Source organism: Streptomyces gamaensis (assembly GCF_042656465.1).
In the GTDB taxonomy this organism is placed as follows: domain Bacteria; phylum Actinomycetota; class Actinomycetes; order Streptomycetales; family Streptomycetaceae; genus Streptomyces; species Streptomyces gamaensis.
The window spans coordinates 167,004-180,599 of record NZ_JBHSPB010000010.1; the positions used below are offsets into that span (position 1 = coordinate 167,004).

Genomic DNA, 13,596 nt, shown 5'->3' on the forward strand with positions numbered 1-13,596 from the left:
GAAGCGAGCGGGGAAGCAGGCGGGCGAGCAGCGGTCGCAGAGCCCGGAGGGCGCCGTCGAGGTGACGGCGGCCGGGATCGCCCGGCTGGCAGGGGTGGGCCGTGCGGCCGTCAGTAACTGGCGCCGTCGCCATGCCGATTTCCCCCAGCCCGTCGGCGGCACCGAGACCAGCCCGACCTTCGCCCTCGGTGACGTCGAGGTGTGGCTGCGTCATCAGGGCAAGCTCGCCGAGGTCCCGCTGCGCGAGCGGGTCTGGCAGCAGCTCACCGGGCATCCCGGCGGTGCCGTGGCCGCCCTGCGCGCCGCGGGTTCCGTGCTCCTCCTCGTCCGCGACCGCCCGGCCACCTGGCTCGAACTCGCCGCCCTGTCGGATCTGAAGCTGTGCGAGGAGCTGCCCTCGGCGCTGGAGTCCGTGCTCGCGGCCCGGCTCGGCGAGCACCACCCCGTCACGGTCCCCGGCCCCGCCGAACTCGCGGTCTCCTCCATGCTGTTGCGCGGTGCCGCCGACCTCGCCGCCGGCCGGAGCGCCGCCCAGGTCTATGAATTCCTCCTCGGCCGCCACCTCGATGCCAACCCCCGGCAGTACACCCTGACCCCCGCCGCCCCCGCCGAGCTGATGGCCGAGCTCGCCGGGAGCGGCGCCGACACGGGTCGGCCGCGCACCGTCCTCGACCCCGCCTGCGGCACGGGCAGCCTGCTGCGTGCCGCTGCCCCGGCCGGCCCGGGAGCGGTCTGCGGCCAGGAGGCCGATCCCGACCTCGCCTCGCTCACCGCGCTGCGCCTGGCCCTGCAGACCGACGCGCAGGTCCGGGTGAGCGCGGGCGACACCCTGCGCGCCGACGCCTTCGGCGAGCTCTCCGCCGATGTGGTGCTGTGCCACCCCCCGTTCAACGAGCGCAATTGGGGCCACGAGGAGCTGGCCTACGATCCCCGCTGGGAGTACGGCTTCCCCGCCCGCACCGAGTCCGAGCTGGCCTGGGTCCAGCACGCGCTCGCCCGGCTCAGGGACGGCGGCACCGCGGTGCTGCTCATGCCCCCGGCCGCGGCCTCCCGCCGTTCCGGCCGCCGCATCCGCGCCGATCTGCTGCGCCGCGGTGCGCTGCGCGCCGTGGTCGCCCTGCCCGCCGGTGCCGCCCCGCCCTACGGGATCCCGCTGCATCTGTGGGTGCTGCGCCGTCCGGGCACCCAGGTCTCGCCCGCTCCACAGGTGCTGCTCGTCGACGCCTCGGGCGCGGCGACGGCCGCCCCGGCCGCCGGCCCGGGGCCGGCGGCCGGGCGCGACAAGCTGCCCTGGCAGGCCGTCAGTTCGGCTGTCCTGGCGGCCTGGGAGGAGTTCGACCGCCATGGAGCGGTGGAGGAGCGGCCGGGTCAGTGCCGCTCGCTGCCCGTCATCGATCTGCTCGACGACGACGTCGACCTCGCCCCGGCCCGGCATCTCCCGCCGCCCTCCGCCGCCGACGGCACCGACGGACTCGCCGAGCTCCACGACCGGCTCACCGACGCCCTCAAGCGCACCGGCGAGCTGGCACCCGCCCGCCCGGCGGAGCCCGCCGGGCCTGCCCGCTGGCCCGCCACCACCGTCGGTGAACTCGCCCGCGCGGGAGCCCTGTTGCTGCGCGCCGGCGGCACCGGCGTGGTCCCGGGGGCCGGTGATGCGGCCCCGCCCGTCCTGACCGACTATGACGTCAAGGCCGGCAGCGCTCCCACGGGCACCCTCCCCGAGGGGGAGCCCGAGGAGCCCGTGCTCGTCGAGGCCGGCGATGTCGTGGTGCCCGTCGTCGGGGAGGTCACCGTGGCCCGCGTCGTCGACGAGGGCACCGCCGGTGCGGCCCTCGGCCGGGGGCTGTTCCTGCTGCGCCCCGACCCTGCCGCGCTCGACCCCCACTTCCTCGCCGGTTTCCTGCGCGGCACCGCCAACCAGCGCCGGGCCAGCAGCTATGCCTCCACCGCGGCCCGGCTCGACGTGCGCCGGCTCCAGGTGCCCCGGCTGCCGCTCGCCGAGCAGCGGCGCTACGGCACCCGCTTCCGCGCTCTGGCCGACTTCGAAGCGGCGCTCCGGCACACCGAGCGGCTCGGCGAACAGCTGATACAGGGGCTCTACGACGGACTGACGGACGGGAGCGTCCGCCCGGAATAGCGCCTTCCGTACAACCCGGGCGGTGCCCCACGGGTCGACAGATAAGCTCAAGATCAAAGTCGCACCCCAGGAGCAGTCATGAACGCCCCAGGCCACGTCGCGCCGCCGCGCCTTCCCCCGGGCAGGGCAAAGGCGATCACGATCCGTGTGCTCCTCTGTGTCGCCGCCTGGTGCTCGGCCGGCGTGTGCGCCTGGGCGCCCCTGCTGCGGCTCGCGATCGTGCGGCGGCGGCAGCGCGACTGGGCGGTCTTCGTCGTGGTGCTCGTGGTGTGCCTGTGCTGCCTGGTCACCATCGAGGAGCGGTTCGCCGGCACCGTCATCAACAAGGTCGGCGGCTATACCCTGCTCGCCCTGCTCCTGACCGTCGTTCCCTACTCCCTGTGGAACGAGATCCAGCACTACCGGGATCTCGACCGGGACGCGGCGCGCGCATGGCAGGAGTTCCAGCAGCATCGTGCGCGGGAGGCGGCGCCCGCCGCCCCCGCGGCGGTTCCCGCTCCGCCGCCCGTGCCGCCCGCCGGCCCCTTCGGACACCCGCAGGGGCCCGGCCACCGGGCCGCGCCCCAGCCGCAGCCCCTGGCGCAACGTCAGATGCCCTATGTGCCACCGCCGCAGCCCGCTCCCCGCCCCGACCCCTTCGCGGAGACCGCCCACGGCCCGTGGCACGCTGCCCCGCAGCGCCCCGCCTCCCAGCGGATCGACGAGGTCCGGGCCGAACTCGACGAGCTGAGCGCGCTCCTGCGCAAGGAGCCCCGGGACCACAAGGAGTACGGCCAGTGAACGGACGCGTCGTCGCCGGCCGCTATGAGCTGGCCACCGTCATCGGCCAAGGCGGCATGGGCCAGGTGTGGACGGCCTACGACCGGCGTCTGGGCCGCCGCGTCGCCGTGAAGCTGCTGCGGCCCGACCGTATGGCCGGCGGCGAGAGCGGCGCCGACGAGCTGCGCCGCCGCTTCGTGCGCGAGTGCCGCGTCACCGCCCAGGTCGACCACCGCGGCCTGGTCACCGTCCACGACGCGGGCAGCGACGGCGAGGACCTGTATCTGGTCATGCAGTACGTGGAGGGCGCCGACCTCGCCGACCACCTCGCCGAGAACGCCCCCTATCCCTGGCAGTGGGCCGTCTGCGTCGCGGCCCAGGTGTGCTCGGTGCTCTCCGCGGTCCACGCGGTGCCGATCATCCACCGCGACCTCAAACCCCGGAACGTGATGGTCCGCCCCGACGGCTCCGTGCTCGTCCTCGACCTCGGCGTCGCCTCCGTCCTGGACGCCGACACCACGCGCCTGACCCGTACCGGCTCGCCCATCGGCAGCCCCGCCTACATGGCGCCCGAACAGGCCATGGGCGGCGCCGTCGGCCCGTACACCGACCTGTACGCGCTGGGCGTGCTGCTGCACGAACTGCTCAGCGGCGACGTGCCGTTCGCGGGCTCCACCGCGCTCGGAGTGCTGCACCGGCATCTGTACGAGCCGCCCGTCCCGGTCCGCCGACTGCGCCCCGAAGTGCCGCAGCCGCTGGAGGAGCTCGTCCTGCGGCTGCTCGCCAAGGACCCGCAGCACCGGCTCGCCGACGCCCAGGAGGCCTACCGGGCACTCGCCCCGCTGCTCCCCGTGCCCGGCTCGGCCGGCGCACCGCCCGGCCCCATGGACCCCACGCGCCCCTTCCTCCTGCCGCACGCCCCCTGGCCCGACCGCGCGGCCGTCTCCACGCAGCAGTCGGCGGCGGCGTTCACCGGTTTCGCCGGCCCCGCGCCCGCCGCACCCGGCGGCCCGGACGTCGCCGAGGCCGTCGAGGAGGTCAAGCGCCTGCTCGACCAGGGCGGCATCACCCAGGCCGTGGACCTCCTCGGCTCCATCCTCCCCGCCGCGGCCGCCGAGCACGGCGAGCACTCCACGGTCGTGCGCACCCTGCGCAAGCAGTACGCGGCCACGCTCATGGACGACGGGCAGTACCGCCGTGCCCTGCCCGAACTGCGCCGCCTCGCCGACGACCACGCCCTCGAACCGGGCCCGCGCGCGGCCCGTCAGATGCTGCGCTTCCAGTACGACGCGGCCCAGTGCCTGGAGCAGCTCGGCGAGGCGGCCGCCGCGATCGGCGAGTACCGTGCCCTGCTGCCGCGCTTCGAGGCGGATCCGCACGACCCGGCCACGGCGCTCGAAATACGGCGCCGCATAGGCCACTTGCTGCTCTCGCTCGGCGACCGGCAGGCCGCCCACGACACCCTCGCCGCCCTCCTCGGTGACGCCGAGCGTCTGCACGGTCCGCACCACCCGTTCCCCGCGGAGATCCGGCACATCCTCCAGTGGCTCGGCCAGGTCCGCGCCTGACCACCTGAGCGGCCCGCAGAAGAAAGGGACTTGAGGGAGCGTAAGAAAAAGGGGGGCGGGAAAGGGCGGGCGGTGAAGGGCCCGCGGGTGCCGGGGGCGGCTCGCGCATCCAGTCCGTCGGGGAATCGTTGAGCGAAGCGGTGGCCTGCGCCGCGCGGACTTCCTACCATCGATCAACACCGGGTCGATGTGCGCCCGTCACGCGCCGAGGACGGGCTCCGCCCCGATCCACTTCGTGCATGAACCTGCCGGGAGGCTTCATGAACCGCCGAAGGACCGCGCTCGCCGTCACCGCCGCCCTGCTCGCCGCGGCCCCCGTGCTCACCGCCTGCGGGTCCACGGCGCACCCCGGCGCCGCGGCCGTCGTCGGCGACGAGCGGATCTCCGTCGCCCAGCTGCAGCGCCAGGTCGCGGACGTACGGGACGCGCAGCAGTCCTCCCCGCAGGCCGAGCAGCTCGTCGCGGGCAGCGCCCGGCTGAGCCAGGACACCCTCGTCCGCCTCATCCAGTACCGGATCGTGGAGCAGGCGGGGCGCGACAACGGCATCACCGTCAGCCGCCGCGAGCTGCAGGACCAGCGCGCCGCCGTCGAGCGGGCCAACGGCGGCGCCGAGGCCGTCCGCGGCAGATTCCTCGCCCTCGGCATCGCCCCCGACCAGATCGACCGGGCCCTGGCCATGCAGCTCACCCGCGCCAAGCTGGACGCCAGGTTCGGTGCCGTGCGCACCAACGAGATCCTGGTGCGCACCTCGGAGTCGCTGCACGTCGACGTCAACCCCCGGTACGGCGTGTGGGATCCCCGGCGCGGCACCGCCCAGGCCGCCGTCGAGCCCTGGCTGCGCCCCTCCGCCCCGGGCCCGGCCGCCGCGCTGGACGGCCCGGCCTGAGCCGCGGCCGCCCCCGTCGCCTAGGCTCGACAGTGTGAACGACTCCGCAGAACCCGTCGGCGCGACGGCCCCCGGGGCCGGGCCCGCCGATCCGGCCGGCCGTATCGTCCTGCTGACCACCAGCCACCGGGTCGCCCCCGGTCTGCTGTCCTGGCCCGCGTGGCAGGCGCTGCGCGGTGCCGACCGTGTGCTGTGCGCCGACCCCGGCCACCCGCAGCTGCCCTATCTGCGGGAGGCCGGGGTCGAGGTCGAGCACGCGGCGCCGAGCGCCCGGGAGCTGGTCGCCCACTGCGCGGGCGGCCGTACCGCTGTCGTCCTCACCTCCGCCGCCGGGGAGTCGGCCCTCACCGACGGCCTGGCCCGGCTCGCCGGTTCCGGCCGCGAGACGATGCCGGCGCTGGAGCTGCTCCCCGGTTCGTACGACCTGCCGGGCGCGCGGCTGCTCGACCTGGTGCAGGTCATGGACCGGATCCGCCGCGCGTGCCCCTGGTCGGGCATCCGTACCCACGAGGACCTGGCGAAGTACGCGCTGGAGGAGACGTACGAGCTGCTGGAGGCCATCGAGACCGGTGACCGGGAGGCGCTGCGCGAGGAGCTGGGCGATGTGCTGCTGCAAGTCGTCTTCCACGCCCGTATCGCGCAGGACGACGCGGACGAGCCGTTCTCCGTCGACGACGTCGCGGGCGGCATCGTCGACAAGCTGATCCACCGCCACCCGCACGTCTTCGGCGAGGAGCCGGCCGAGACCCCCGAGGACGTCAAGGCGCACTGGATGCGGACCAAGGCCGCGGAGAAGGGCCGCACGTCGGTCACCGAGGGCGTCCCGCTCGGCCAGCCCGCCCTCGCCCTGGCCGCGAAGCTCGCCTCCCGCGCCCGGGCCGAGGGACTTTCGCCGCGTCTGCCGTCGGGCGACGGCATCGGATACGAACTGCTGGCCCTGGCCGTACGGGCCGAGGCGGCCGGTGTCGACCCCGAGACCGCGCTGCGCGCGGCGACCCGTACCTACCGCGACGCGATCCACGCGGCGGAGGCCGCGCGGCGGGAGCCCGGCACTCATTCGGCCTAGATATCGCTAGATGTCCGACTTTTCCGGGTGGTCGACGGGTACCCGAAAGCCATGCGTATCGACCACACCGGTCTCATCGACCGCACCGACCTCGCCGCCCCCGCGTGGCTCGGCGGCATCGTCCAGTTCGTCGTCGGCATCTTCGTCGTGCTCGTGCTGATCGTCGCCGTCGTCCGGGGCTTCCGCAAGCGTGACCAGGAGCCGCCGCCGCCCTCCGCGCCGCAGCGGCGGATGGGGGCCTGGCGGACCCCCGAGGAGCGGGAGCGGCCCGCGCCCGACCACGGCCCGGGCCACGCCCACGACGAGGAATCGGTCGGATACGTCACCGAGCACCGCGAATCGGACGAGCTGCACCCCGAGGCCCAGGGGGAGCGGGTACTGCCGCACGAGATCCACAACCCGGGCAGCCACCCCGAGGAGCCGACCGAGGAACGCAAGAAGTGGAACCCGGGCGGCAGCGGCGGCTTCGGCAGCGGAGGCATCGGCCACCACTGAAGCCTCGGCGCTCCGCCGGCGGTCCGGTGAAAGTCCGGTGCGTCGTCCGCGGGCGGCGTCGTGGCCGCTCGCGCCCACGCGGACTTCGCCCAGCCCGCTCAAGCGGGCAGCCGCAGCCGTCCGCACGCCTCCGGCGCGCCCAGTAACGTCGAAGGAGTGCACGACACCGACGACTCCTCCCCCCGGCGCACCACCGACCACAGCGGTACCCGGTCCTCCGCCTGCCCCGCCCCCGCCCTCTTCACCTGGGAGTTCGCCTCCGACCCGTACCCCGCCTACGCGTGGCTGCGCGAGCACGCGCCCGTGCACCGCACCGCGCTCCCCAGCGGTGTCGAGGCGTGGCTCGTCACGCGCTACGCGGACGCCCGGCAGGCACTCGCGGACCAGCGGCTGTCGAAGAACCCCGTGCACCACTCCGAGTCCGCCCACGGCAAGGGCAAGATCGGCATCCCGGGCGAGCGCAGCGCGAACCTCATGACGCATTTGCTCAACATCGACCCGCCGGACCACACCCGGCTGCGCCGTCTGGTCTCCAAGGCGTTCACCCCGCGCCGCGTCGCCGAATTCGCGCCGCGCGTCCAGGAGTTGACGGACCGGCTGATCGACGGCTTCGTGGAGAAGGGGGAGGCCGACCTCATCCACGAGTTCGCCTTCCCGCTCCCCATCTACGCCATCTGCGAGATGCTCGGCGTCCCGCGCGAGGACCAGGACGACTTCCGCGACTGGGCGGGCATGATGATCCGGCACGGCGGAGGCCCGCGTGGCGGCGTGGCCCGCGCCGTGAAGCGGATGCGGACCTATCTCGCCGAGCTCATCCACCGCAAGCGTGAGTCCCTGGGGGAGGAAGGGGCCGACGACCTCATCTCCGGTCTCATCCGCGCGAGCGACCACGGCGAGCACCTCACCGAGAACGAGGTCGCCGCCATGGCCTTCATCCTTCTCTTCGCCGGCTTCGAGACCACCGTCAACCTCATCGGCAACGGCACCCTCGCCCTCCTGCGCCACCCCGAGCAGCGCGCACGCCTGCAGCACGCGCTGGCGGAGGGCGATACGGGCCTGCTCGCGACCGGCGTGGAGGAGCTGCTGCGCTACGACGGCCCGGTCGAGCTCGCCACCTGGCGATTCGCGACCCAGGACCTGAGCATCGGCGGGGTGCGCATCGCCGAGGGCGACCCCGTCCTGGTCGTGCTCGCCGCCGCCGACCGCGACCCCGCGCGCTTCCCCGACCCCGACACCCTCGACCTCGCCCGCCGCGACAACCAGCACCTGGGCTACGGGCACGGCATCCACTACTGCCTGGGCGCGCCCCTGGCCCGGCTGGAGGGGCAGACGGCGCTCGCGACCCTGCTGCGCCGACTGCCCGACCTGCGGCCGGCCGTCGCTCCGGAGGAACTGCGCTGGCGCGGCGGCCTCATCATGCGCGGACTGCGTACCCTGCCCGTCGAGTTCACGCCCGGTGACCGGATCGCCCCGTAGGCGACCGTGAGTGACGGACCGTCAACTCGCGTGACCCGCACGTGATCAACGCGACACCGGCTTGTGACTCCCGGGGCGCGTCGCTATGTTCGACGACCATCACTGCCGCCGACGAGAGGTCATCCGCATGCTCTCCGGGAACGGACGACACCGCCGCCCCCGTCAGGTACCCGCCCTCGTGGTCACCGCGGGGGTCACGGGAGCGGGCATCGCCATGCCGCTGCTCGCCGCCACCGGCGCGAACGCCGCCGACGCCGGCACCTGGGACAAGGTCGCCCAGTGCGAGAGCGGCGGCATCTGGAGCGCCGACTCCGGCAGCGGCGCCTACGGCGGACTGCAGCTCACCCAGGAGCAGTGGGAGCAGCACGGCGGGCAGGCGTACGCCCCGCGCCCGGACCTGGCCAGCCGTCAGCAGCAGATAGCCGTCGCCCAGAAGATCCTCGCCGAGACGGGGACGGGGACCTGGCAGAACTGCGCGCAGCAGGCGGGCCTGACCCAGGGCGGCCGGGCGCCCGAGGTGAACCCGGGCTCCACGCAGACCCGTACGCCCCCCGCGCCCACTCCGCACGCGCCGCGCACTCCGGCTGACGCCCCGTCGCCCTCCGCTCCCACGCACGCCTCTCCCTCCCCGTCCGCGTCGTCGACACCTTCCGCCTCGTCGACGCCTGCCTCGTCCTCGGCCTCGTCGACACCTGCCTCGTCCTCGGCATCGTCGGCGTCTTCGACACCGTCCGCGCCGGCGTCCTCACCCTCCGCGCCGGCTTCGTCGGCCTCTTCGTCGACACCGGTTTCGTCGTTGCCCACGACTCCACAGGCTCCAGCGAACCCACCGGCCTCATCGACGTCACCGGCGCCATCGACGTCACCGACAGCCCCGGCCCCGTCATCGACCCCGGCTTCCCCGCCCGCATCGGCCTCCCCGTCGGCCCCCGCGTCCTCGACGGAGACGGACGCCACTTACACCCCGGCGGTTCCCGCGGTACCGGGGGCGCCCACGCTCCCCACGGTGCCGCCGGGCATCACGCCGCCCGGAATGACCCCGCACACGACCCCCGACGCCCCGGCGGACCACGGCACTTCAGCCACACCCGCACCCACGACCTCCGACGCGACGGGCGCGGCCACCGGCAAACACCGCAAGCCCGCGGCGGACCCCGGCACCGGTGCGCCCCAGGGCACGTCCGCGCACAGCTCCGGGAGCGCCCACGCGGACACGCCCGCGCCCGCACACACGCCCTCGAACTCCCCGAGCGCCGCTGACGGGAGCCCGGCCGCGAACGGCCCGGCGAGCGCCCCCCGGAGCACACCCACCGACGACCCCACCGCCATCCCGACCCGGAACGCCCCGGCGGACACTCCCGGCACCGCGAGCCCCAACGCGCCCTCCGCGCAGGCCCCGCGGGCGACCCCGGAGCCCGCCCCGGGCACCGGCAGGCACCGCGCGCCGGATCCCTCGGCCCCCTCGGGTTCCACGGGCCCCTTGGAGCCCTCGCGCACCGATACGGGGCACGCCTCCCGGAGCGGCGGCTCGGCCCGTACGGACATCACCGGCAAGGTGGACAACTACACCGTGCGTCCCGGTGACAACCTGTCAGTCATCGCCGACCAGCACTCCGTTACCGGAGGCTGGCATTCCCTGTACGAGCGCAATGAGAAAGTTGTCGGAAGCGATCCCAACCTGATCCTTCCTGGTCAGAGGCTTGATGTCGGCAAATAGTGCGGTTCTGGCGCGGTAGTTCGCGGGGAATGTCCGTTCCAGTCGAAAGTGAGACATGGGTCTCGTTGACTTCCGCCGGAACGGGCCCCTCCCAGAGCCCTAGGACCCCCTCCCACCTGCGAAAACACAGAGTTCCTCGGGGTAACGCGCGTCAACTGTGGCTGGAAAGAGGGGTTTGATGCCTGACGCCGACTGTGTTTACCGTCATGACCGCTCGCCACCGCGAGCACCACGGCCGCCACGCCGAATCCTGCCGGCGGTCGTCGGAGTCGTCGCGAAAGCGCCGTAGGCAGGAGCGGGGGAACCAAGGTAGGCGCCGGAACGGACCGACGGTCACCGACCGCAGGACCGGGACGGCTTGGGGTGAAGCCGAGTGTGCAGCGCACACGAGGCCGGGCGAACTCACAGTCCGAACCCGACAGCTCACCTCGCAGGCGTCGGTGAGGAAACGACTTATGTCCAAGGGCAAGCATCGTCGTCCGTCCAAGGCCGTCCGTATCGTCACGCTCGCCGGCGTCACCGGCGCCGCCGTGGCCGCCCCGCTGATGGTCGCCACCTCCGCCAACGCAGCCTCCGTCCAGACCTGGGACAAGGTCGCCCAGTGCGAGTCCAGCGGCAACTGGAAGATCAACACCGGTAACGGCTACTACGGCGGCCTGCAGTTCTCCCAGTCCTCCTGGAACGCCGCCGGCGGCCAGAAGTACGCCCCGCGCGCCGACCTCGCCTCCAAGTCCGCGCAGATCGCCGTCGCCGAGAAGCTCCTCGCCATGCAGGGCCCGGGTGCCTGGGGCTGCGCCGGTGCGGGCGGCCTCACCTCCGGTGGCCCCAAGGCCGACGTGAACCCGGAGTCGGGCTCCTCGAAGTCCTCGCAGTCCTCGAAGTCCCAGCGCTCCGCCAAGTCCCACGCCGACCGCAGCGAGCGTCAGGCCGCCCCCAAGACGGCCAAGCCGAAGCACGCCGCCCCGGTCGCCGAGGAGGCCCCGGCCCCCAAGCAGCAGGCCGCGCCGAAGCACGCCGCCCCCAAGCCCGTCAAGCAGGGCGACGGCGAGTACCAGGTCAAGTCCGGCGACACCCTGTCGCTGATCGCCGAGGCCAACGGCGTCAAGGGCGGCTGGCAGAAGCTCTACGAGCTGAACAAGGACACCGTCGAGGACGCCAACCTCATCTTCGAGGGCCAGCAGCTGCACCTGCGCTGACCCCCGCCGGGCCGGCCCGTCCGGCCCGGTACGCCCGGCGGTCCCGGGCACGCAGCAGCGGCACGCCCCGCTCCGGCGCGACTCTCCCCGAGCGCGCGCCGGAGCGGGGCTCCGCCGTTTCCGGGGGCCGGGACACGCCCCCCGGAGCACCGGGGGAAACCGGCGAAGAGCCACTTCCCCGCTCAGCGAACACTCCGGTCATTGATCCCGTGATCTCGGGTTTTGTGGCAATTTTCGGTCCGGGGGACACTCCAACGGCAGGGCGACCCTCCGGGGCCCGTTAGGCTCGTGCTGCAGAACTCCAGACACACACGAAGGAGACCCTCGTGCCGTCCATCGACGTCGTCGTAGCTCGCGAGATCCTCGACTCGCGAGGCAACCCCACGGTCGAGGTCGAGGTCGGCCTCGACGACGGCTCCACCGGCCGTGCCGCCGTGCCGTCCGGCGCCTCGACCGGTGCCTTCGAGGCCATCGAGCTCCGTGACGGGGACAACAGCCGCTACCTGGGCAAGGGTGTCGAGAAGGCCGTGCTGGCCGTCATCGAGCAGATCGGCCCGGAGCTCGTCGGCTACGACGCCACCGAGCAGCGCCTGATCGACCAGGCCATGTTCGACCTGGACGCCACCGACAACAAGGGCTCCCTGGGCGCCAACGCCATCCTCGGCGTCTCCCTGGCCGTCGCGCACGCCGCCTCCGAGGCGTCCGACCTGCCGCTGTTCCGCTACCTGGGCGGCCCGAACGCGCACCTGCTGCCGGTGCCGATGATGAACATCCTCAACGGCGGCTCGCACGCCGACTCCAACGTGGACATCCAGGAGTTCATGATCGCGCCGATCGGCGCGGAGTCCTTCTCCGAGGCCCTGCGCTGGGGCGCCGAGGTCTACCACACCCTCAAGAAGGTGCTGAAGAACCGCGGCCTGTCCACCGGTCTGGGCGACGAGGGCGGCTTCGCCCCGAACCTGGGCTCCAACCGCGAGGCCCTCGACCTGATCCTTGAGGCCGTCAAGGAGGCCGGCTACACCCCCGGCCAGGACATCGCCCTCGCGCTCGACGTGGCCGCCTCCGAGTTCTACAAGGACGGCGTCTACAAGTTCGAGGGCAAGGACCGCACCGCGGCCGAGATGACCGAGTACTACGCGGAGCTCGTCGACGCCTACCCGCTGGTCTCCATCGAGGACCCGCTGTTCGAGGACGACTGGGAGGGCTGGAAGACCATCACCGCCAAGCTCGGTGACAAGGTCCAGCTCGTCGGCGACGACCTGTTCGTCACCAACCCCGAGCGCCTCGCCCGCGGCATCGAGGACGGCGCCGCCAACGCCCTGCTGGTCAAGGTCAACCAGATCGGCTCGCTGACCGAGACCCTCGACGCCGTCGAGCTGGCCCAGCGCAACGGCTACAAGTGCATGATGTCCCACCGCTCCGGCGAGACCGAGGACGTCACCATCGCCGACCTGGCCGTCGCCACCAACTGCGGCCAGATCAAGACCGGTGCCCCGGCCCGCTCCGAGCGCGTCGCCAAGTACAACCAGCTGCTGCGCATCGAGGAGATCCTCGACGACGCCGCGGTGTACGCCGGCCGCAGCGCCTTCCCGCGCTTCAAGGGCTGACACACCCCGCGAAGACCTCCCGACGGCCCCGCCGGGCCGGGAAGTCCTCACGCCTCACCACGTCCCCGGCCGCGGTCCCGTACCGTGGCCGGGGACGTACGTTCGTCAAGAGGCACGGGCGTGCAACAGACACCTGGGGAGGCGACGTGACGGCGGACCGGTTCTCCACCGCGGCCCGGCTCAAGGCGCTGGGCGCCGCGCTGGTGCAGGGTCCCGCGGCCACGGCGCGCCGCGGCCGGCCGCCGCGCCGCAGCCGGCTCACCGGCAGGGCGGCGCTGCTGGCCCTCGTCGTCTGCTCGATGGTCGTCGCCCTCGCCTACCCGATGCGCCAGTGGGTCACCCAGCGCTCCGACATCGCCGAGCAGCGGCACCGCTCGGAGCAGGCCCGCGAGCAGGTCAAGCGGCTGCTGGAGGAGAAGGCGCGGCTGGAGGACCCCGCGTACATCGAGCAGCAGGCGCGCGAGCACCTGCACTATCTGCGCCCCGGCGAGACCGGATACAGCGTCATCGACGGCAGCGGTACGGCCAAGCGGCCCCGGGACAAGGGCGCCGCCGACCGCCCCTGGTACGCCAACTTCTGGGAAGGTGTGGACACGGCGGACGCCGCCGCCAGGCCCTGACCCCACCCACCGGACCCGACCCCGACACGACCCCGTCCCCAGCACGGGACCCGAGCACGAGCGAGCAC

General features: G+C 73.5%; 12 protein-coding genes, 1 pseudogene and 1 riboswitch. Of the genes and pseudogenes, 12 read left to right on the top strand and 1 reads right to left on the bottom strand.

The features are described 5' to 3' along the window. Window positions 1-61: 61 nt before the first annotated feature. From ACFP1Z_RS18325 to ACFP1Z_RS18360, 8 genes and pseudogenes are all read left to right on the top strand, one after another. Window positions 62-2,137: an N-6 DNA methylase gene (locus ACFP1Z_RS18325; protein WP_390317591.1), complete on the top strand. Its 2,076-nt coding sequence runs from the start codon at window positions 62-64 to the stop codon at window positions 2,135-2,137. 78 nt (window positions 2,138-2,215) lie between these two features. Continuing rightward, on the top strand, window positions 2,216-2,917 hold the full coding sequence (locus tag ACFP1Z_RS18330; protein ID WP_390317495.1) for a hypothetical protein: 702 nt from the start codon (window positions 2,216-2,218) through the stop codon (window positions 2,915-2,917). Further along, a complete protein-coding gene (locus tag ACFP1Z_RS18335; RefSeq protein WP_390317496.1) occupies window positions 2,914-4,464 on the top strand; it encodes a serine/threonine-protein kinase in 1,551 nt (516 codons plus the stop codon). Before ACFP1Z_RS18330 ends, ACFP1Z_RS18335 begins: the two co-directional genes overlap by 4 nt. A 260-nt stretch (window positions 4,465-4,724) precedes the next feature. Further along, window positions 4,725-5,351: a SurA N-terminal domain-containing protein gene (locus ACFP1Z_RS18340; RefSeq protein WP_390317497.1), complete on the top strand. Its 627-nt coding sequence runs from the start codon at window positions 4,725-4,727 to the stop codon at window positions 5,349-5,351. 34 nt (window positions 5,352-5,385) lie between these two features. Continuing rightward, window positions 5,386-6,417: a nucleoside triphosphate pyrophosphohydrolase gene (locus ACFP1Z_RS18345; RefSeq protein WP_390317498.1), complete on the top strand. Its 1,032-nt coding sequence runs from the start codon at window positions 5,386-5,388 to the stop codon at window positions 6,415-6,417. Window positions 6,418-6,468: 51 nt separating this feature from the next. After that, window positions 6,469-6,912, top strand: a complete 444-nt coding sequence (locus tag ACFP1Z_RS18350; protein WP_390317499.1) for a DUF6479 family protein — start codon at window positions 6,469-6,471, stop codon at window positions 6,910-6,912. 156 nt (window positions 6,913-7,068) lie between these two features. Next, complete coding sequence (locus tag ACFP1Z_RS18355) at window positions 7,069-8,388, top strand: cytochrome P450 family protein (protein WP_390317500.1); 1,320 nt, start codon at window positions 7,069-7,071, stop codon at window positions 8,386-8,388. 214 nt (window positions 8,389-8,602) lie between these two features. After that, a pseudogene (locus tag ACFP1Z_RS18360) lies at window positions 8,603-8,803 on the top strand (transglycosylase family protein); the annotation flags it as partial. On the opposite strand, the gene ACFP1Z_RS18365 reads toward ACFP1Z_RS18360, so the two are convergent. Continuing rightward, window positions 8,797-9,192, bottom strand: coding sequence for a hypothetical protein (locus ACFP1Z_RS18365; RefSeq protein WP_390317595.1), 396 nt, complete (start codon window positions 9,190-9,192; stop codon window positions 8,797-8,799). The pseudogene ACFP1Z_RS18360 and the gene ACFP1Z_RS18365 sit on opposite strands and share 7 nt — an antisense overlap. Window positions 9,193-9,421: 229 nt before the next feature. Between ACFP1Z_RS18365 and ACFP1Z_RS18370 the strand changes: the two genes are divergently transcribed. From ACFP1Z_RS18370 to ACFP1Z_RS18385, 4 genes are all read left to right on the top strand, one after another. After that, entirely contained in the window at window positions 9,422-10,105 is a 684-nt protein-coding gene (locus ACFP1Z_RS18370; protein WP_390317592.1) for a LysM peptidoglycan-binding domain-containing protein, read from the top strand. Window positions 10,106-10,376: 271 nt separating this feature from the next. Then, a riboswitch (cyclic di-AMP (ydaO/yuaA leader) is annotated at window positions 10,377-10,557 on the top strand. 3 nt (window positions 10,558-10,560) lie between these two features. Continuing rightward, a complete protein-coding gene (locus ACFP1Z_RS18375) occupies window positions 10,561-11,301 on the top strand; it encodes a transglycosylase family protein (protein WP_390317501.1) in 741 nt (246 codons plus the stop codon). Window positions 11,302-11,627: 326 nt separating this feature from the next. Beyond that, window positions 11,628-12,908, top strand: coding sequence for a phosphopyruvate hydratase (eno, locus tag ACFP1Z_RS18380; protein ID WP_390317502.1), 1,281 nt, complete (start codon window positions 11,628-11,630; stop codon window positions 12,906-12,908). A 146-nt stretch (window positions 12,909-13,054) separates the two neighbouring features. After that, entirely contained in the window at window positions 13,055-13,528 is a 474-nt protein-coding gene (locus ACFP1Z_RS18385) for an FtsB family cell division protein (RefSeq protein ID WP_390317503.1), read from the top strand. The last annotated feature ends 68 nt before the right edge of the window (window positions 13,529-13,596 follow it).